The sequence below is a fragment of the Pseudomonas sp. TE31087 genome (assembly GCF_057284075.1).
In genome coordinates this window covers 3,896,996-3,915,055 of the sequence record NZ_JBXVNN010000001.1, presented here as the reverse complement: position 1 = coordinate 3,915,055, position 18,060 = coordinate 3,896,996, and the positions used below count along the sequence as shown (strand labels likewise).

At 68.6% G+C, this 18,060-nt stretch carries 20 protein-coding genes; all 20 read right to left on the bottom strand.

The genetic code is table 11. The annotated features are described in order from the left end of the window. Window positions 1–6: 6 nt before the first annotated feature. From ACZ899_RS17610 to ACZ899_RS17515, 20 genes are read right to left on the bottom strand one after another with little or no spacing between them, the layout of a single operon-like run. Window positions 7–1,233 (bottom strand): beta-ketoacyl-ACP synthase, encoded by a 1,227-nt coding sequence (locus ACZ899_RS17610; protein ID WP_234561588.1) that lies wholly within the window; start codon window positions 1,231–1,233, stop codon window positions 7–9. After that, window positions 1,233–1,961 carry a 3-oxoacyl-ACP reductase FabG gene (gene fabG / locus ACZ899_RS17605; protein WP_203648471.1) on the bottom strand — a complete coding sequence of 243 codons (729 nt, stop codon included), beginning with the start codon at window positions 1,959–1,961 and terminating at the stop codon, window positions 1,233–1,235. Before fabG ends, ACZ899_RS17610 begins: the two co-directional genes overlap by 1 nt. After that, window positions 1,954–2,424, bottom strand: a complete 471-nt coding sequence (locus tag ACZ899_RS17600; protein WP_203648469.1) for a hotdog family protein — start codon at window positions 2,422–2,424, stop codon at window positions 1,954–1,956. The genes fabG and ACZ899_RS17600 overlap by 8 nt, the downstream gene beginning before the upstream one ends. Then, on the bottom strand, window positions 2,421–3,614 hold the full coding sequence (locus ACZ899_RS17595; RefSeq protein WP_234561589.1) for a beta-ketoacyl-[acyl-carrier-protein] synthase family protein: 1,194 nt from the start codon (window positions 3,612–3,614) through the stop codon (window positions 2,421–2,423). Before ACZ899_RS17595 ends, ACZ899_RS17600 begins: the two co-directional genes overlap by 4 nt. Then, complete coding sequence (locus ACZ899_RS17590) at window positions 3,611–4,096, bottom strand: hypothetical protein (RefSeq protein ID WP_234561590.1); 486 nt, start codon at window positions 4,094–4,096, stop codon at window positions 3,611–3,613. Before ACZ899_RS17590 ends, ACZ899_RS17595 begins: the two co-directional genes overlap by 4 nt. Beyond that, window positions 4,093–4,827 (bottom strand): class I SAM-dependent methyltransferase, encoded by a 735-nt coding sequence (locus tag ACZ899_RS17585; protein WP_485627667.1) that lies wholly within the window; start codon window positions 4,825–4,827, stop codon window positions 4,093–4,095. Before ACZ899_RS17585 ends, ACZ899_RS17590 begins: the two co-directional genes overlap by 4 nt. Further along, complete coding sequence (locus ACZ899_RS17580; protein WP_234561591.1) at window positions 4,824–6,071, bottom strand: NAD(P)/FAD-dependent oxidoreductase; 1,248 nt, start codon at window positions 6,069–6,071, stop codon at window positions 4,824–4,826. Before ACZ899_RS17580 ends, ACZ899_RS17585 begins: the two co-directional genes overlap by 4 nt. After that, on the bottom strand, window positions 6,058–7,215 hold the full coding sequence (locus ACZ899_RS17575) for a cation:proton antiporter (RefSeq protein WP_234561592.1): 1,158 nt from the start codon (window positions 7,213–7,215) through the stop codon (window positions 6,058–6,060). The genes ACZ899_RS17580 and ACZ899_RS17575 overlap by 14 nt, the downstream gene beginning before the upstream one ends. 2 nt (window positions 7,216–7,217) lie before the next feature. Beyond that, entirely contained in the window at window positions 7,218–9,533 is a 2,316-nt protein-coding gene (locus ACZ899_RS17570; protein ID WP_234561593.1) for an MMPL family transporter, read from the bottom strand. Further along, entirely contained in the window at window positions 9,523–10,212 is a 690-nt protein-coding gene (locus ACZ899_RS17565; protein ID WP_232854924.1) for an outer membrane lipoprotein carrier protein LolA, read from the bottom strand. The genes ACZ899_RS17570 and ACZ899_RS17565 overlap by 11 nt, the downstream gene beginning before the upstream one ends. Then, window positions 10,209–10,634 carry an acyl-CoA thioesterase gene (locus tag ACZ899_RS17560; protein WP_234561594.1) on the bottom strand — a complete coding sequence of 142 codons (426 nt, stop codon included), beginning with the start codon at window positions 10,632–10,634 and terminating at the stop codon, window positions 10,209–10,211. Before ACZ899_RS17560 ends, ACZ899_RS17565 begins: the two co-directional genes overlap by 4 nt. Then, on the bottom strand, window positions 10,627–12,171 hold the full coding sequence (locus ACZ899_RS17555) for an HAL/PAL/TAL family ammonia-lyase (RefSeq protein ID WP_234561595.1): 1,545 nt from the start codon (window positions 12,169–12,171) through the stop codon (window positions 10,627–10,629). Before ACZ899_RS17555 ends, ACZ899_RS17560 begins: the two co-directional genes overlap by 8 nt. Next, window positions 12,152–13,090, bottom strand: coding sequence for a lysophospholipid acyltransferase family protein (locus ACZ899_RS17550; protein WP_234561596.1), 939 nt, complete (start codon window positions 13,088–13,090; stop codon window positions 12,152–12,154). Before ACZ899_RS17550 ends, ACZ899_RS17555 begins: the two co-directional genes overlap by 20 nt. Further along, window positions 13,087–13,821 (bottom strand): glycosyltransferase family 2 protein, encoded by a 735-nt coding sequence (locus ACZ899_RS17545; protein ID WP_234561597.1) that lies wholly within the window; start codon window positions 13,819–13,821, stop codon window positions 13,087–13,089. The genes ACZ899_RS17550 and ACZ899_RS17545 overlap by 4 nt, the downstream gene beginning before the upstream one ends. Further along, on the bottom strand, window positions 13,814–15,484 hold the full coding sequence (locus ACZ899_RS17540) for an ApeI family dehydratase (protein ID WP_234561598.1): 1,671 nt from the start codon (window positions 15,482–15,484) through the stop codon (window positions 13,814–13,816). Before ACZ899_RS17540 ends, ACZ899_RS17545 begins: the two co-directional genes overlap by 8 nt. Then, window positions 15,481–16,026: a COG4648 family protein gene (locus ACZ899_RS17535; RefSeq protein ID WP_203648436.1), complete on the bottom strand. Its 546-nt coding sequence runs from the start codon at window positions 16,024–16,026 to the stop codon at window positions 15,481–15,483. The genes ACZ899_RS17540 and ACZ899_RS17535 overlap by 4 nt, the downstream gene beginning before the upstream one ends. Further along, window positions 16,023–16,277 carry an acyl carrier protein gene (locus tag ACZ899_RS17530; RefSeq protein ID WP_234561599.1) on the bottom strand — a complete coding sequence of 85 codons (255 nt, stop codon included), beginning with the start codon at window positions 16,275–16,277 and terminating at the stop codon, window positions 16,023–16,025. The genes ACZ899_RS17535 and ACZ899_RS17530 overlap by 4 nt, the downstream gene beginning before the upstream one ends. 9 nt (window positions 16,278–16,286) lie before the next feature. Then, complete coding sequence (locus tag ACZ899_RS17525; protein WP_186711983.1) at window positions 16,287–16,559, bottom strand: phosphopantetheine-binding protein; 273 nt, start codon at window positions 16,557–16,559, stop codon at window positions 16,287–16,289. After that, a complete protein-coding gene (locus ACZ899_RS17520; protein WP_203648432.1) occupies window positions 16,528–17,346 on the bottom strand; it encodes a lysophospholipid acyltransferase family protein in 819 nt (272 codons plus the stop codon). The genes ACZ899_RS17525 and ACZ899_RS17520 overlap by 32 nt, the downstream gene beginning before the upstream one ends. Further along, window positions 17,322–18,044: a beta-ketoacyl synthase chain length factor gene (locus ACZ899_RS17515; RefSeq protein WP_234561600.1), complete on the bottom strand. Its 723-nt coding sequence runs from the start codon at window positions 18,042–18,044 to the stop codon at window positions 17,322–17,324. Before ACZ899_RS17515 ends, ACZ899_RS17520 begins: the two co-directional genes overlap by 25 nt. Between the last annotated feature and the right edge of the window lie 16 nt (window positions 18,045–18,060).

The following is an 18,060-nucleotide window of genomic DNA, read 5'->3' as shown; positions in this document are numbered from 1 at the left end:
AAAGGGTCAGCGCCAGCGACGGAAGATCAACGACGTGTTGACCCCGCCGAAGGCGAAGTTGTTGTTCATCACATGCTCATGGTTCATCGCGCGGAACTCGCCGCGCAGGTAGTCCAGCTCGCCGCAGCGCGGGTCGACGTGGTCGAGGTTGAGGGTGGGCACGTAGCGGTCGCTGTTCATCATCTCGATGCTGAACCACGACTCCAGCGCGCCACAGGCACCCAGGGTATGGCCGAGGAAGCTCTTCTGCGAGCTGATCGGCATGCGTGGGCCGAACAGGCTGCTGGTGGCCTGGGTCTCGGCGATGTCGCCCTGCTCGGTGGCGGTACCGTGGCCGTTGACATAGCCGATCGCCTCGGGGGCAAGGCCCGCGTCCTCCAGCGCCAGTTCCATGGCGCGGCGCATGGTGGCCTGCTCCGGACGGGTGGTGTGCTGGCCATCGGCGTTGCTGCCGAAGCCGACGATCTCGGCGTGGATCCGCGCGCCACGGGCCAGGGCGTGTTCCAGCTCCTCGAGCACCAGCATGCCGCCGCCTTCGCCGATCACCAGGCCATCGCGGTCGAGGTCGTAGGGGCGCGGGCTCAGGTGCGGGGTGTCGTTCTTCAGGCTGGTGGCGTAGAGCGCGTCGAACACCATGGCCTCGGTGGGGCACAGTTCTTCGGCGCCGCCGGCGAGCATCATCGGCAGGCGCCCGTACTTGATCGCCTCGTAGGCGTAGCCGATGCCCTGGCTGCCGCTGGTGCAGGCGCTGGAGGTGGGGATCAGGCGCCCGGTGAGGCCGAAGAAGATGCTGATGTTGGCCGCCGTGGTGTGGGGCATCATGCGCACGTAGGAGTTGGCATTGAGGCCGTCGGCCACCGAGTTGAGCAGCATGTTGCCGAAGGCCTTGATCTCGTCGGTGCTGCCGGTGGACGAGCCGCAGGCCACGCCCATGCGCCCGTCGCGGATGCTCGGCTCGTCGAGCAGGCCGGCGTCGGCCAGGGCGCGCTCGGCGGCGGCAACCGCCAGGCGCGACACCCGGCCCATGCTGCGCAGCTGCTTGCGGGTCCAGTGGCCGGGCACCTTGAAGTCATCGATGGGACCGGCCAGGCGGGTGTTGAGCTCTTCAAAGCGGTCCCACTCGTCCATGCGCCGGATGCCGCTGCGTTGCTGGGCGAAATGCCCGGCGATGCTGGCCCAGTCGTTGCCCAGGGCGGTGATGCCGGCCATGCCGGTGACGACGACGCGGCGCATCAGCACAGCCCTCCGTTGACCGCCAGCACTTGACGGGTGATGTAGGCCGCCTCGGGCGACATCAGGAAGTTCACCGCGCCGGCTACTTCCTCCGGTGTGCCCATGCGCCCAGCGGGGATCATCTTCAGCAGCTCGTCCACCGGTACGTGTTCGTCGAGCATGGCGGTGTCGATCAGCCCGGGGGCCACGCAGTTGACCGTGATGCGGCGCTTGCCCAGCTCGATCGCCAGGGCCTTGGCGGCACCGATCAGGCCGGCCTTGGAGGCGCTGTAGTTGACCTGGCCACGGTTACCGATCAGGCCGGACACCGAAGTGACGCAGACGATCCGGCCCGGCGCGCGGCGGCGGATCATCGGCATCGTCAGCGGGTGCAGGACGTTGTAGAAACCATCAAGGTTGGTGCGCATGACCTGGTCCCAATCGTCCTCGGTCAAGGCCGGGAAGGCGCCGTCACGGGTCAGGCCGGCATTGCATACCACACCGTAGTAGGCGCCATGGGTCTCAACGTCGGCTTCCAGGACGGCCTTGCAGGCTTCGCGGTCGGCGACATCGAACTGCAGCACCCGCGCCTGCCGGCCCAGGGCCTGGACCTCGGCGGCGACGGTGTCGGCCTCGGCGCGGCCGCTGCGGCAGTGCAGGACCAGGTCGTAACCGGCACGCGCCAGGCGCAGGGCGATGGCCCGGCCGATGCCCCGGCTGGAGCCGGTGACCAGGATGGTGTCAGTCATGGGGTGACTCCTCAGGGCCCGCCTCGGCCAGGTAGCTGGCCACTTGCGGCGGGCGGTAGACATTCAGGCGGGCGCTGGCGTTGATGCCGGGGCCGCGCAGGTGACATTCGAACACACCCATGCCGTTGTCGTCCTCCAGCGAGCGCAGCGCGTGGATGCGCAGCTCTGCGCCGGCGGGGAAGTGTTCGACATCGCATTCGAACTTGCGGGTGCCGAGCAGGAAGCCCAGCTCCACCGGCTGGTCCAGGCGGCGTGCGCGGCAGCCAGCGTAGGCGGCCACGCTCTGGGCCATCAGCTCCAGGCCCAGCCAGGCCGGCAGGCTGCCGTCCTCGCGGTTGAACAGCCCGCCGGGGCGGACGGTCACGCGGGTGTGGATCTGCTCATCGTCGCAGCTGTCGACCTGATCGATCAGGATCATGTCGCCGGCATGCGGCAGCAGTTCGGCCAATGGCCAGGCAATCATGGGGTGTCTCCGAGAATCAGGCTCACGTTGTTGCCGCCGAAGGCGAACGAATTGCTCATCAGTCGACGCGGGCGGCCCTGGGGCAGCTGCTGGCCAGCGTCTGCCAGGGCCAGCTCCGCCAGTTGCGGGTCGCGCTGGCCGTCCCAGACATGGGGTGGCAGCCGCCCGTGCGGGTTGTGTTCGCTCAGGGCCAGCCAGCAGAAGGCCGCCTCCAGCGCCCCGGCCGCGCCCAGGGTGTGGCCGGTCATCGGCTTGCTGGATGAGCACGCTGTGCCGGCGCCGAACAGGGCATGCACGGCCAGGCTTTCCATGGCGTCGTTGTGCTGGGTGGCGGTGCCGTGCAGGTTCAGGTAGTCGATCTGCGCCGCGGCCAGGCCGGCATTGTCCAGGGCCTTGGCCATGGCTTGCAAGGCGCCGTTGCCGGTGGGGTCGGGTGCCGAGATGTGATGGGCGTCGGAACTGGCGCCGGCGCCAAGCAGGGCGATGGCAGGCCCCTGTGCCGGGCGAGTTCGGCTCATGACGAACAGCGCGGCGGCTTCGCCGATGTTGATGCCGTTGCGGTTCACCGAGAACGGGTTGCAGCGTTGTTCGCTGACCGCCTCCAGGGCGCTGAAACCGTTGAGGGTCAGCCCGCACAGACTGTCGACGCCCCCGCACAGCACGGCGTCGCACAGGCCCAGGTCGAGCAGGCGACGCGCGCTCAGCAGCGCCCGGCCGCTGGAGGTGCAGGCGGTGGAGATCACGTAGGCCGGGCCGCTCAGTTGCAGCCAGTCGGCGAGGAACTCGGCGGGAGCGCTCAGTGCCTGCTGGTCGTAGCGGTAGCTGCCTGGCAGCACACCTTCGTGCAGGTAGTGGGCAATGTCGGCGCTGGCCTCGGCAATTCCCGAGGTGCTGGTGCCCAGCACCACGCCCACCCGTTGCGGGCCGAAATCGGCAATCGCCTGGCGGATCGCCGGTTCGATCTGCAAGGCCGCGCAGTAGAGCAGCTGGTTGTTGCGACTGTGCTGTTCAGGCAGCGGCACGGCGGGTAGTTCGCCACTGACCGCACCCACCGTAGGACGTCGGTCCGGCACCCAGCCCTCCTGGGGCAGCATGCCGGAGCAGTCACCGGCGAACAGGCGAGCGGCCACCTCGGCCTGGCCGCGGCCAAGGGCGCAGACCAGGCCCAGGGCGTTGAGATAGGCGGTCATGGTGTGTTCTCGCTGGGCAATGGGCTGACTTCATAACGCAGGCCCTGGCCCAGGTTCAAGGTGAAATGCTCGCTGGCCCGATAGTTGACCTGCCAGCGGTCGCCCAGCCAGCGTCGTTGATCCTGCTGGCGGGCCTGTGGATAGAGACGCTGCAGTTGCCCGGACGGCGTCAGGGCGAACAGCACGGCGGCGAACAGTTCGCGCGCCGCCGGGTTGGGCGGCAGCAGGCCGTCGGCCTGCCAGCGCGTGCCATCGAGCAACTGGCGCGCCTGGGGGATGCCCAGCAGGTCGAGCAGCGACCAGCGCAGACGGTGGTCTTCGTCCTGGATCACCAGCAGCCAGTCCTGGCGTTGGCCGTCCTGCTCGCGCTGCACGTGCAACTGGCGCGGCAGTGTCAGCGTGGGCAGCGTCTCGGGCAGGGGCGGGCGCGCGGCGCAGGCGCCGAGCAGCAGGCACAGGCACAGCGCCAGCAGGTGTTTCATGGTTGCTCCAGGGGCTTGCGCGCCACTACGTTGACCAGGGTTTCCTCGCGCTGGCCAACTGGTGGCGGCTTGCGCAGTCCCAGGCGTTCGAGCAGGCCGAAGTCCTTTGAGCGGCTCCACCACAGATAAGGGTAGGACACGTTGCGTGCGGCAAACTCGAAGCCCTGGTCACGCAGCATCTGCAGGTAGCCTTCGGCGCTCTTCTGCACGTGCATGGGGTGGCGGAACAGCCAGCGGATTACCCAGGTGTCGATGTAGGCCTCGGTGGACTCGGCGAACAGCAGGTAGCCGCCCGGCTTGAGTACACGGTAGAACTCGGCCAGGGCTTTCTCCTGTTCCACCAGGTGGTGGAAGGTCTGGTGGCAGAACAGGATGTCGACGCTGGCGTCGGGGAACTGCAGCGCCGCGCAGTCGCTGCCGCGCAGCTCCACCTCGACGCCCAGCCGCTGCCCCGCCTCGGCGGCGCTCAGCGCCAGGCTGTGCGGGTCGGCGTCGGTGCCCAGCAGGCGCGACGGGGCGAACACCTGTAGCAGGTGCTTGAACGACTTGCCCTGGCCGCAGCCGGCATCGAGCAGCACCGGCGCCTGGGGCGGCTCGCCGTCGAACAGGCGGCGCAGGTCATTGATGGCCACGCGCAGCACATGGTGCTGCCAGGTGTGGCTGCGCAGGAACCAGAAGCCGATGCGGGTTTCTTCGACGTAGGTGTCGCTCAGGTACGGCTGCTGGCTCATGCTGGCGTCCTCGCGCACAGCTCGGCCAGGGTGCGCAGGCGGCGCTGGGGTTCGGCGACGAACGGATTGCGCAGGTCCCAGGCATAGCCGGCCAGGATCGAGCTGATCATGGCGCGGATCTCCGGCGAGCTGCCGGGGTGGTAGATCACATCCTGGAAGCTGCCGTCGTACCAGCCTTCGACATAGGCGCGGAAGGTATCGACGCCGCGTTTGAGCGGCGTGGCGAACTCGGCCTGCCAGTCCACCGCCTCGCCCTCCAGCTGACGGTGCAGCAGGTTGGCGGCCATGCTCGCCGAGCGCATGGCGATGGTCACCCCCGAGGAGAACACCGGATCGAGGAATTCGGCGGCGTTGCCCAGCAGGGCAAAGCCCGGGCCGTGCAGGGTGCTGACGTTGGCCGAGTAGCCACCGATGGTGCGGGCCGGCGTGTCCCAAACGGCATTGGCCAGCACCTTGGACAGGCTCGGGGTCTGCGCCACGAAGTGCTTGAGGCAGGCGTCCAGGTCGGCTGGCGCCTCTGCGAAGCGCTCGGCGGCGGCGACCACGCCCAGGGAAGTGCGGCCGTTGCTGAACGGGATGGTCCAGAACCAGATGTCACGGTGTTCGGGGTGGGTGGTGATGAGGATCTTGTCACGGTCGAAGCCGGGGTGGTCGATGCGGTCTTCGATATGGGTGAACACCGCCTGGCGCACCGGGAAGTTCGACGGTGCTTCCAGCTCCAGCAGGCGCGGCAGCACGCGGCCGTAGCCGCTGGCGTCGAGCACGAAGGCACTTTCCACCTCGTATTCGTCACCCTCGGGGCGGCGCACCCGCACGCGCGGGCAGTCACCGCCCATGTCGACGCTGACGATCTCGTGCTCATAGCGGATCTCCACGCCCTTGGCCTGGGCCTGGTCGGCAAGCAACTGGTCGAACTGCGCACGTTGCACCTGGAAGGTATTTGGCTTGCCCTGGGAGAAGGTCAGGCCGAAGTCGAACGCGCTGTATTCCTCGCCCCAGGCGAAGGCGGCGCCGTTCTTGTGCTGGAAGCCCGCGGCCTCGACGGCTTCGAGCATCCCGGCCTCCTCGACGAAGTCCAGGCAGTGGGACAGCAGGCTCTCGCCGATGGAGAAGCGTGGGAAACGCTGGCGCTCGATTACCAGCACATCGTGGCCCTTGCGCTTGAGCAGGGCGGCGGCGATGGCGCCGGAAGGCCCTGCGCCGATCACCAGCACCTGGCGTTGTTGCAGTTCACAGTTCGGCATGAGGCCTCCTTGGCGTCGGGACAGTATTCAGGGGAATCCGGTGCAGGCCGGCCATTGCCGGCATCAGGGTGGCGACCAGGCTCATCAGCATCAGGGCGAAGTACAGCGCCGGGCCGATCAGCCCCTGTTGCAGCAACAGGTTGAGAAAGACGATTTCGCTCAGGCCGCGGATGTTCAGCAGCAGGCTCTCGCGCCATTTGCTCGCGCCGGGGAACGATGGCGCGGCCCAGCACAGGCCCAGCCAGTTGCCCAGCAGCTTGCTGGCGATCGGCAGGGCCAGCAGGGCGGCCAGCTGCAGCGCATCGAAGCCTTGCAGGGCATGGTGCACGTCGATCTGCACCACGCCGTAGGTGAGGATCAGCGGCACTGCCAAGCCTTGCTGCAGGCGGCGGCTCCAGGCCTCGGACAGCAGCATGCGCACCGGGACCTTGAGCCAGGCCAGGCAAGCCAGGTAGCCGATGCCGAAGACCAAGGCATTGAGCCGGTAGTGCTCGGCGACGAACAGCAGCGCCAGGAACAGCGCGCCATACACCCTGGGCGCTCGCAGGCCAGCGAAGTGCAGCGGCACGGGCAGGATCGCCGCCAGCAGCGGCCAGGCCAGGCTGCCCGGTTGCAGGCTGCCCTGGCCGAGGCCCAGCAGCAGCCAGCAGGCCAGGTCGATGAGGATCGCCGCCTGCAGCAGCCGGCTGCTGGCCGCGGGTGGGTAGTCGATGGCGCGCAGGTACAGGTACAACACCGGGATCGCGGTGATGGCGAACACCAGGCCCAGGGCCAGCGCGGTGAGGCCGCCCTGATCCAGCAACCACAGCGCGCAGGCCAGGCCGCAGATGAAGGGCACCAGGAAGCTGGGCACGGCGAGTTTCAGCGCCTGTCGGTCGATGCGCAGCTCGGCGACGTCGCTGAGGATATGCCCCAGCAGCAGGGCGAAGCTGCAGCCATACAGCGTCTTGAGCCAGCTCGGCGCGACCAGCGCGGCGCCGTCGAGCTGCCAGTGCGGCTCGACCCACAGCAGCATCAGCAGCGGCAGTGCCAGGGTCGCCAGCAGCAGCTGGCTGACGATCGGGATCAGCCCCACGCGTTTGCCCAGCGCACAGGCCAGGGCGAACAGCAGCAGGGCCATGGCCCAGAACAACAACACGCTCATGATCAGCTGTGCGCTCCTTGGCGCGGCGCGGCCCAGGGGGCCAGGATGAAGCTCATTGCCAGGCCCAGGCTCACCGCCAGGCCGAAATTGCTCACCGCCGGGGTGCTCGACAGCGCCAGCAGGCCGAACGACAGCCAGGTGGTCAGCGCCGCCAGCAGGGTGCCCAGCAGGCTCACCGCCTCACCGCCGACGCGCTCGTGCATGAGGATCGCGTAATCGACGCCGATGGCAGTCACCAGCAGCAGGCCGAACAGGCTGAACAGCGTCAGCGGCTGCCCGAGCCAGCCCAGCAGGGCCAGGCTGCACAGCGCGGCGAGCAGCGGCAGGGCGACGATGCGCAAGGCACCGCGCAGGCCGAACGGCAGCACCAGCAACACCAGGATCAACACGCACGACAGCAGCTTGAGCTCGGCGGCGCTGACCTGGGTGGCGGCAAACAGTTGGTTCAGCTCACCCAGCCGGTCCACCAGCTGCACGCCAGGCAGACCCTCGGACTGCAGGCGCAGCAAGGCGGTGTCGTTCAGCCCCTGAAGGCTGACGATGGCGGCCACGCCCTGGTCCACCTGGCCCAGCCACAAGGGGCGCCAGGCTTCGCCCAGGGGGCCGGCGAGGACATCGTCGATGGACTGGATAGGCAACTGGTGCAATTGCTTGAGTTCGGCCAGCAGCGCGGTTTCCGGCACGCCCTGGGCCAGCAGCGGTTGCCAGTGTCCGGGCAGGCGATCCAGCGCCTGCAGCGTGCGCGTCTGCTCGGCGGGGCTGGCAACCAGCCGATCGAGGGACATGTAACCCTTGAGCTTGCCCAGGTCGACCAGCTCGTCGAGTTTTTCCGACAGCGCCGCCAGGCGTTCCAGCAATTGCTGTGGGTCGGCGCCACGTACCAGGTAGAACTGGCTGGTGGGCTGGTAGCCGGTGATGCGTGCCACCGCTTGGGCTTCCTCCAGCAGTTGCGGCGGGCTGCCGACCCACTGGCGCACGTCGTTGCGGCTGTCCAGGCGCCACAGCCCGGCGGCGCAGAACAGCACCAGCAGGGCCAGCAGCGCAGCGCTGGGGACTCGGCGCAGCAGGCCGGCGCGCAGTTCGGTCAGCCATTGCGCGACGCGCAGTGGCCACTGGGCCGGGCGCAGCTCGACACCGCCGAGCAACGCCGGCAGCAGGCACACGGCGCTGAGATAGGCGCCGACCAGGCCGGCGGCCGAGAACGCGGCGATCTGGGTCAGCGCGGGGAACGGCGTGAAGGCCAGGGCCAGGTAGCCGATGCAACTGGTCGCCAGGCTCAGGCTCAGCCCCGGCAGGGTCAGGCGCACGGCCGGCCAGCTGCGCCAGGGTTGCAGGCTCCAGCTCTTGGACAGGTAGTGCAGCGGGTAGTCGACGGCCACGCCGATCAGGCTGGAGCCGAGCACCAACGTCATTACGTGCATCTGCCCGAACAGCGCCACGCACACCACCGAGCCGAACAGCATGCCCACCAGCACCGGCACGAAGGCCAGCAGCACGCGCCAGCGGCGGAAAGCCAGCAGCAACAGCAGCAGGATGCCCACGGTGGCGCCGCCGCCGACCCAGGTGATCTCGCGGCTGGCCTGTTGCTGGCCGGCCGCGGCATACAGCAGGCCGCTGGCCGCCAGCAGTCGGGCGCTTTGCTGGCTGGCCTCGACGCGGGCGCGGGCCAGCAGGTCGGCCACCTGCAAGGGCAGGTGCATGTCGAAGGCGTTGCCCAGGGTGCGGGCGCGCAGCAGCACCCACTGCTGGCCGTCGGCTTCGGCCACCAGCGCGCCGCTGGCGGTGTCCAGTTGCACGTTGACCGGCTTGGGCTGGCTCTGCTGGATGCGGCCGCTCAAGCCGAGCCAGTCATCCTGGCTGGCCACCAGGCTGAAGCCGGCGAAGGGGTCGAACAGGCTTTGCAGGCGTTGCTCGACAAAGGTGTCGGGCTGCTCGGCCAGCAATTGCCGGTCGTGGGTCGAGAGCATGGCCACGCGGCCCTGCAGCAACTGGCTGCGTAGCGCTTGCAGGTCGGTCTGCAGGCTCCATTGCACCTTCTCGAACAGGCCGCTGGCCTGCCATTGACCGGCCAGGCGTTGGGCCAGGGCGACGGCCTGCTCGCGCTGGGAATGGCCGACCAGCACCAGCAGCTCGCGGTTGAGCGGCTCCTGCATGCGTTGCTCGGCTTGCTTGACCAGTGGGTCCTGGGTGGCGCCGGGCACCAGGGTCATCAGGTCGGCCGACAGCGGCGCACCGCGATGCCATTGCCAGCCGGCCACGGCAAGCATGATCAGCAGCAGGCCCGCGAACAGGCGCGGCAGCAGGCGTTCAGTCGGCAAAATCGCTGCGCTCCGCGTCGCTGAGGGCGCTGGCACCACGGCTTTCGGGCATGCGCAGCACGGTGCTGTCGCCCTGGGTTTCGCTCAGTTCGATGCGCTCGACATAGCGACCGCCGGCGATGTCGATGCGGGTGAAGATTTGCTTGAGCAGCAGCGAGCGTGGGGTCAGGCGCAATTGCCAGTGCGCGGCGTCGCCTGAAAGCGCCAGTTCGAAATCGCGTTGCAGGCCGCTGCTGTCGCCTTGCAGCACGGCGAAGAACAGGCGGTTCTGTTCGGCGCCGGCACTGCGTGCGGGTAACGTTTGCCAGCCACTCGGGTCGCGGCGGGCGATGCCCTTTGCGTCGATGCGGTAGTCCTGACTCAGCGGGGTCTGTAGCAGCCAGAGCAGACCGTGGTCGCGGGCCAGGACGAAGCGGCCCTTGCTGGTCAGTGGCTGGGGCAGGGCGCGCAGGTGTTTTTCCTGGATGAACGGGCCGCTGACCACGGCAGGTTCGCTGAGCTGCTTTTGCAGGTCGTCGAGGGTGAAGGCCAGGGTCAGGGGGCTGATGAACAGCAGCAACAGGGCGAGCAGTGTCGGGACCTTCGCGGGTAAACCCGCTCCCACAGGTTTCGCGGTGCCTGTGGGAGCGGGTTTACCCGCGAAGAGGCTGGCAATGCCAGTGCACAGCGCGGCGCTCATGGCAGCACCTTGGCAACGGCATCGAGCATCGCCTGGGGCGAGGCCAGTTGCATTTCGCCGCTATCGATGTGCACCGCCACCTGCACGGTGCTGGCGCGGGTCATGCGTTCGCCGCTGGCGGCGTCGCTGATCAGGTAGTGGATCTTCAGACGGTTTTCCCATTCCACCAGGCTGGCGCGCACGGTCAGGCGCTGGCCAAAGGTGGCGCCGCGGATGTAGCGCAGCTGCAGGTCGATCACCGGCCACGCATAGCCGCTGGCCTGCATGCGCAGGTAGTCGTGCTCCAGGCGGTCGAGCAGCGCGCAGCGGGCGACTTCCAGGTACTTGACGTAGTGGCCGTGCCAGACGATGTGCATGCTGTCGACGTCGAAGAATGGCACGACGATCTCGCTGTCGACGTGGAACACCCCGGGATTACGCATGCAGCCTCCAGTGGCGCTGGCCGATACGGGCCAGGCACAGGCGCAGGTCTTGCTCCAGGGCGCGGTCCTCGATGACCGGGGCGAAGTCCTCCAGCAAGGCCGCGTGCATCTGCGCCAGGGCCGGCGGCAGGGCGTGCGCGTCGGCCAGGCGCTGGCGCAGCCAGACCCCCTGGTTGGCGGCCAGCAGGGTGGCGGCGGCAACCTGTTCGGTCAGTTCCAGCACGCGCAGGGCGTCGCGGGCGGCAATGGTGCCCATGCTTACCTTGTCCTGGTTGTGGCACTCGGTGGAGCGAGAGAACACGCTGGCCGGCATGGTCTGCTTGAGTGCCTCGGCGGTCCAGGCACTGGCGCCGATCTGCACGGCCTTGAAACCGTGGTTGAGCATGGCGCGCTCGGCCTCGGCGCCCGAAAGATTGCTCGGCAGGCCGTGGTTGTAGCGCACGTCCACCAGCAGGGCGAGCTGGCGGTCGAGCAGGTCGGCGACGTTGGCCACCAGGTTCTTCAGGCTGTCCATGGCGAAGGCGATGTGCCCGCCATAGAAGTGCCCGCCGTGCAGCACGCGCTCGGCATCACCGTCGATGATCGGGTTGTCGTTGGCGCTGTTGAGTTCGGTTTCGATGAAACTGCGCAGCCAGCCCAGGCTGTCGGCCAGTACGCCCAGCACATGGGGCGCGCAGCGCAGCGAGTAGCGGTCCTGCAGGCGATGCAGCGGTGGCAGCGGGGCCTCGATGGCCAGGTCCTGGCGCAGCCAGGCGGCGACCTGGGTCTGGCCGGGGTGCGGCTTGGCGGCGAACAGGCGCTCGTCGAAGTGCTCGGGGTTGCCCTGCAGGGCGACGACATTGAGCGCGGTGATGCGCGTGGCCAGCTTGAGCAGGTAGTCGGCGCGGGCGAAGGCCAGGCAGGCCAGGCCAGTCATCACCGCAGTACCGTTCATCAGCGCCAGCGCTTCCTTGGGGCGCAGCACCAGGGGCTGCCAGCCGAGTTCGCGGTGCACGTCGGCGCTGCTGCGGCGCTCGCCCTGGTACATGACTTCGCGCTCGCCCGACAGGGCTGCGGCCACGTAGGACAGCGGTGTCAGGTCGCCGCTGGCGCCGACCGAACCTTCTTCGGGGATCAGCGGCAGGATGTCATGCTCGATGAACGCCTGCAGGCGCTCCAGCAGCTCCAGGCGCACGCCGGACACGCCATGGCTCAGCGAGCGCAGGCGCGCCGCCAGCACGGCGCGGGTCGCCGGCGCGTCGAGCAGCCGGCCCAGGCCGCAGCCGTGGAAGGTGTAGAGGTGGCGGGGCAGGGCCTCGACGTGCTCCAGCGGCACGGCCACCACGCAGGAGTCGCCGTAGCCGGTGGTCACGCCGTAGATCACCCCTTCCTTGTCCAGCAAGGTGTCGAGGAAGCGCGCGCCACGGGCAATGCGCTCGCGGTAGGTGGCGTCAGCCTGCAGGCGCGACGGCGCGCGGCGCTCGGCCAGGGCCAGGACGTCTTCGATCGCCAGCGGCGCTTCGCCGAAGGTTACAGGCTCATGCGGATGCATCGTCATCGGTCTTCCAGAAGGGGTAGAAATTGAACCATTGCAGCGGCGCCTGGGCGCAGTAGTGGCCCAGGCGTTCGGCGTAGCGGGCGGTCCATTCGGCGATCACCGCGTCGCGTTGGCCACGGCGCCACTGCAGGCGCTCGACGAACGGCTCGAGGGTGACCTGGTAGCGGCCCTGAAGCTTGAGGCAGAACAGCAGGTTGAGCGGGCAGCCGAGCAGCCCGGCCAGCAGCCACGGCCCCTGGGGGAAGGCCGCCGGGTAGCCGAGGAAGTCCACCTCCACGGTGCGACCGCCATGCAGCGGCACACGGTCGCCGGCGATCGCCAGCCACTCGCCGCGCTCCAGGCGCTCGGACAGTTGCAGCATCACCGCCGGGTCCAGCTCGCTGACCTGGATCAGCCGCAGGTGGCTGGCCCCGGCTTCACCCAGCAGGCGGTTGAAGTGTTCGGCATGGCGGGTATGCACCAGCACGTTCATGGTCACTTTTTCGCCGATCTCGGCCAGGGCCCGGCATACTTCCAGGTTGCCCAGGTGTGCGCCCACCAGCATTTGCCCGCGTTCGCCGCGCAACTGCTGGCGCAGGTTGGCCGGGTCGACGATGTCGATCTGCGACAGGGCCAGTCGGCCATTCCATACGTCGAGCTTGTCCAGCAGGGCTTCGGCAAATGACATGAACTGGCGGAACACGCGCCACTGGCCGGGGGCCTGGACCTGGCCGGCGCTCCAGCGGTGCAAGCGCTGCTGGTACTGCCAGGCGCTGCGCCGGGCGCGGCCGCCGAAGACGAAGAAGTAGGCGACGATCACATGGATCAGCGGGCTGAGCACGCGCCGCCCGAGCAGGCGGGCCAGGGTGGCGGTGAGCTTCATCAGCCAGAAGCTGCCGCGTTCCTGGTGCTCGGCCCAGTGTTGCGGACGCTCGCTCATGCGTGCCACCTGCGCCAGAGGATCAGCGGGGCGCGCACGAGCATGCCGAAGAACAGCTTGGCGTGCATCTTCGAGATCAGTGCGTTGTCGTGGAACAGACGGAAGTGCGACAGGCCGTCCTGGGGGTAGTGGACCTTGGTCGGCAACCAGCGCATCGGCTGGTTGCGCCACGCCAGGCGCACCAGGATCTCCGGGTCGAAATCCATGCGCCGACCAAGGCTGACGCTGTCGATCAGCGCCAGGGTCGCGGGCAGCGGGTAGACGCGAAAACCGCACATCGAATCGGGGATGCGCAGCGACAGGCTGTTGATCCACACCCACACGTGGGTCAGGTAGCGGGCATACAGGCGGCCCTTGGGCACGCTGGCATCGTACTGTGGATAACCGCACACCAGCGCCTGTGGATAAGCCTGCGACTGGTTCAGGAAGTGGCTGACATCGGCCAGGTCGTGCTGGCCGTCGGCATCCACCTGCAGGGCGTGGCTGAAGCCCAGCCGCGCGGCTTCGCGCAAGCCGGCCATCACCGCGCCGCCCTTGCCCTGGTTGACCGCCAGGGTGACCAGGTGAACGTCGTCGCGCTCGGCCAGCTGGCCCAGTACCCGGGCACAGGCCGCGTGGCTGGCGTCGTCGACCAGCACGCAGGGCAGGCCGGCGCGCAGCAGGTCGTCGACCACCTTGGGCAGCGCCTGCTCGTGGTTGTACACCGGGATCACCGCGCAAGGCTTATGCACAGGCGGCCTCCAGCACGATGCGACCGCTGGAGCAGGGCTGCCCGGCGCAGGTGTAGGCGAAGTACAGCTTGCCGCGCTCGGCATCAAAACGCAGGGTCAACAGCAGCTCGTCACCGGGGCGCACCAGTTGCTGGAACTTGAGTACTTCCATGCCGGCAAAGCGCTGGGCCAGGTGCAAGTGCGACGTGGCCAGGGCGAGCGCCCAGTCGACCTGGACCACGCCCGGCAGCACGGGCGTCTGCGGGAAGTGACCGGGGAAGCAGGCAAGATCCAGGGGCACCGCCAGGCGCAGGTGCAGCTCTTCGCCTTGTCGACTGTGCTCCAGCACCTCCGGCGCCATGCTGCGCGAGGCCAGCAGCAGCGCCTGCAGATCGGCCTGGGGCAGCTTGCCCTGGGTATTGAGAGGCAACTGGCGCACCAGGCGCCAGCGGCGTGGCAGGGCCAGCGCCTCGCAATGGCCGGCCAGGTGCTGGCGCAGGCCGTCGATCACGGCGCGGCGGCCCTGGTTGCGCAGGGCGTGCAGCCCGGCCGGGGTCAGGGCTACCAGGGCGCCGAGGTAGGCGCGGCCTTCCTCGATCATCCCCAGGCGTGCTTCGGCGACCCAGGCATTGGCGCACAGGGCCTGTTCGAGCATGGGCAGCGAGATGCGTTTCTCTTCGAGCTTGACGATGCGGTCCAGCCGGCCGAGCAGGCGGAAGCGCCCGTCGTCGCTGAACTCGGCGGCGTCGGCGCTCTGTTCGACATGACCGGCGGGCAGGTAGGGCGAGGCGATGCGCAGGGCGCCCCGTTCATCCTGGCTCAACTGCACGTCGGCAAAGGGTTGCCACAGCGGTTCGCCCTGACGCCAGGCGATACCGCCGGTCTCGGAGCTGCCGAGGATCTCGGTGGGCCATTGTCCCAGGCGTTGTTGCAGGCTTTCGGCGGCGGCTGGCGGCAGTTCACCGCCGGAGGAGAATACCCTGCGCACCGGGCTCAGGGCCGGCCAGTCGAGGTTGTCGCCCATGCGCTTGAGCAGTGCCGGGCTGGCCACCCAGGCGAACGCCGGGTGCTCGCGGCTGGCGCGTTGCAGGTCTTCGGGAAATGGCAGTTGGCGGCGCTCGAAGCCGCGCCCGGCACACAGTGGCCAGAGTACGCGCAGCAGCAGGCCGTAGATGTGCTGGGTGGCGACACTGCCGATGATCCAGGCCGTGCCGAGGTCCTTGCCCCAGAGCTGCTCCAGGGCATTGACCTCGTTGGCCAGCTGGCGCAGCTGCTTGTCGATGCGCTTGGGCTCACCGCTGGAGCCGGAGGTGCACAGGCTGACGCGGCAGGTGTCGAGGTCGAGGTCGGCAGGCGCGAGGGCCTCATCCAGCAGGTCGTCTAGCTGCTCGTCGGTGGTCAGCCACAGGTCGACCTGGGCCTGCCAGCGCTCACGGGTGGCGGGTTGCAGGTCGGCGGGCAGCAGCACCTCGGCGCCAGCGCGCCAGGCGCCGAGCAGGGCGATGGCCAGCGACGCGGCGTCTTCCAGGTGCACGGCCAGGCGGCGGATCCCGCGCTCACGCAGGCCGCCGGCCAGGCGCAGGGCCTGCAGGCTGAGCTGGGCGTGGTCCAGGGATGGTGCGTGGGTCACCTGGCGCGGGGCGTCCAGCGGGCGCAGCAGGTGTTCGAGGTTGATCCAGTTCATGAGCGTCCTCGCACACGTTGTCTTATCAGCCATTCGACGGCGAACAGCAGGCCCATCGCGGCATAGGCGATCAGCCCGTTGTACAGGGTCCACCAGGCCAGCGGCGCCCACAGGGTCAGGCCCGCGGCGACCAGTCCATTGGCCAGGAAGAACAGGCACCACACCTGCGTCACCCGCCGCGTGTAGCGCACCGCATGGGGCGGCAGATCGGGCTCGCGCAGGCGCGCCAGGCGTTCGGCCACCGGCATGCCGCGCAGCAGGCTGGCGCCGAACAGGGCCAGCATGAAGGCGCTGATCAGCACCGGGTACCAGCGCAGCAGATGCGGACTGTCGGACAGCCCCAGCAGGGCGCAGAACGCCAGCGCCGCCAGCGCCATCCACAGGCTGCCCGGGCGGCGCGGCGTGCTCAGGGCACGGGCCAGCCACAGGCCGCCGAGCAGCAGGCCGAATTGCCAGGGGGCGAAATGGGCCATGCCGAAGTGCACCGCGAAGGGGTACAGCAGCCCGGCCAGCAGCAGGCCGAGGCCGATCAGGCGTTTCATGCCGCCGGGTTGACCAGGCGGTGCACCGCCTCGACCACGTCACCCACGGTGCGTACCGACTTGAAGTCGTCGGCGGCGATCTTCTTGCCGGTCTGGCGCTTGATGTGGTCGATCAGGTCGACGGCGTCGATGCTGTCGATTTCCAGGTCCTGGTACAGGTTGGACTCCAGGGAAATGCTGGTCGGTTGCAGTTCGAACAGCTCGACCAGGGCGTCGCGCAGGATGTTGAAGATGTCTTCACGGGTTTGCATGGTGCGGTCTCAGGCTGCCTGACGAGCGGTGACGAACGCCGCGAGGGTGGCGACGTTGCTGAAATGGTTGCGGGTGTCCTTGGCGTCGGCGTCGATCTTGATGCCGTAGCGCTTCTGGATCGCCAGGCCGAGCTCGAGGGCGTCCACCGAGTCCAGGCCCAGACCTTCGCCGAACAGGGTCTGCTGGTCGTCGATGTCCTGCACGCTGATGTCTTCCAGGCCCAGGGCGTCGATGATCAGTTGCTTGAGGTCACGGTTCAGGTCTTGCTGTGGATCGCTCATCGGCGGCGAGCTCCTTTGTATAGTGCTGGTGCAGGAAATCGTTGAGTCGGCGCGACGCGATCGGCGCCGGGCCCATGGCGGCGAAGGCCTGGAGGTCGATGTCGGCGCCGACGCTGAGGCAGAAGTGCACACGGCGCCAGGGAATGCGGTACCAGGGCTCGTTCTTGGTCAGGGTGGTGGGGCTGACCCGGATGGTCACGGGTGTGATGATCTTCGCACCCCGCAGGGCGATGGCCGCGGCGCCGCGATGAAAGGCGGGGACATGGCCGGGCGCGGTGCGCGTGCCTTCGGGGAAGATGATCAGCGGCTGGCCTTGCTGCAAGGCGGCGACGGCGCTGTCGAGCATGTCCATGCTGCCGTCGTTGCCGATGTACTGGGCCTCGCGCACCGGGCCGCGGGTGAACGGGTTGGCGAACAGACTGTGCTTGACCACGCAGTTGGCCTGGCGCACCAGGCCGATGAGGAACACCACGTCGATCAGCGAGGGGTGGTTGGCAATGATCATCTGCCCGGGGCTGCCCAGGCGCTCGGCACCCTTGATCTCATAAGTGAGCACGCCGGTCACCTGCATGAAGCGGATGAAGCGCCAGAACAGCCAGCCGATGGTGCGCCGGGCGCGCTGGCGGTGGCGCGTGGCGTCACCCGGCAGGCAGGCGAGCAGGGGGAACACCAGCAGACGCAGGCACAGACCACCCAGGCCGAACAGGCCAAAGCTCAGGGCGGTTGCCAGCAGGCGCCACAGGTAGGCGTCCCGGGGGCGCTCTATGGCTGTCGTTGCCAGTTCCATGTGCGGCGGTTCCAGGTGTGGGAAAGGGATCGGGCACCGCCCAGCGTGGCTTGCAGCCAGCTCAAGGCGTGGGGCAGCGGGGGGCGGGGAGCATCGGGCGATGAGGGGTGGCCTAGTGCCAGTTGCCATTGTCGCCCAGGCGTGAGGCGCAATGCCAGCGCGTAGCCAAATGGCACGTCGTCGATCCAGGGGCCGTAGACCGACGGCGGTTGTTCCTCGGCGATGATCAGCAGCACCGCCGGCGCCCCTTCGCGCAGCAAGGCCGCGGCTTCCAGCAGGCCTTGCTCGAAACCGTCGCCGGCCGCGGCCAGAGCGGTCATCTCGCACGTCTCGCCGCGCAGGATCGACCACAGGCCGATCACGGCATTGTGCACCGAGAGGCTGAACTGGGTGGGCGAGAGCGGCTGCTGTGCGGCCAGGTCGCTGAGGATCGAGAAGGTGCGCGGCGTTTCGCCGTGGCGCGAGACGAACACCAGTGGCATCGGTTCGCAATCCTCGGCCAGTGGCCAGCCCACGGCGAACGCCATGCGTGCGAGCGGGCTCAGGCGGCGGCGTTGCATGGCGGGCAGGAACGAGACGTCCGGCACCTGCTCCACGGCGCATGGGTGCAGGTCATGGTCGGCCCAGGACTGCCAGTCGTCGGGCGTCTGCAGGCCGGGCGCCCAGGCGCGCCATTGGCTGATATCAAAGGTGATCACGGTGCTTGTTACTTCC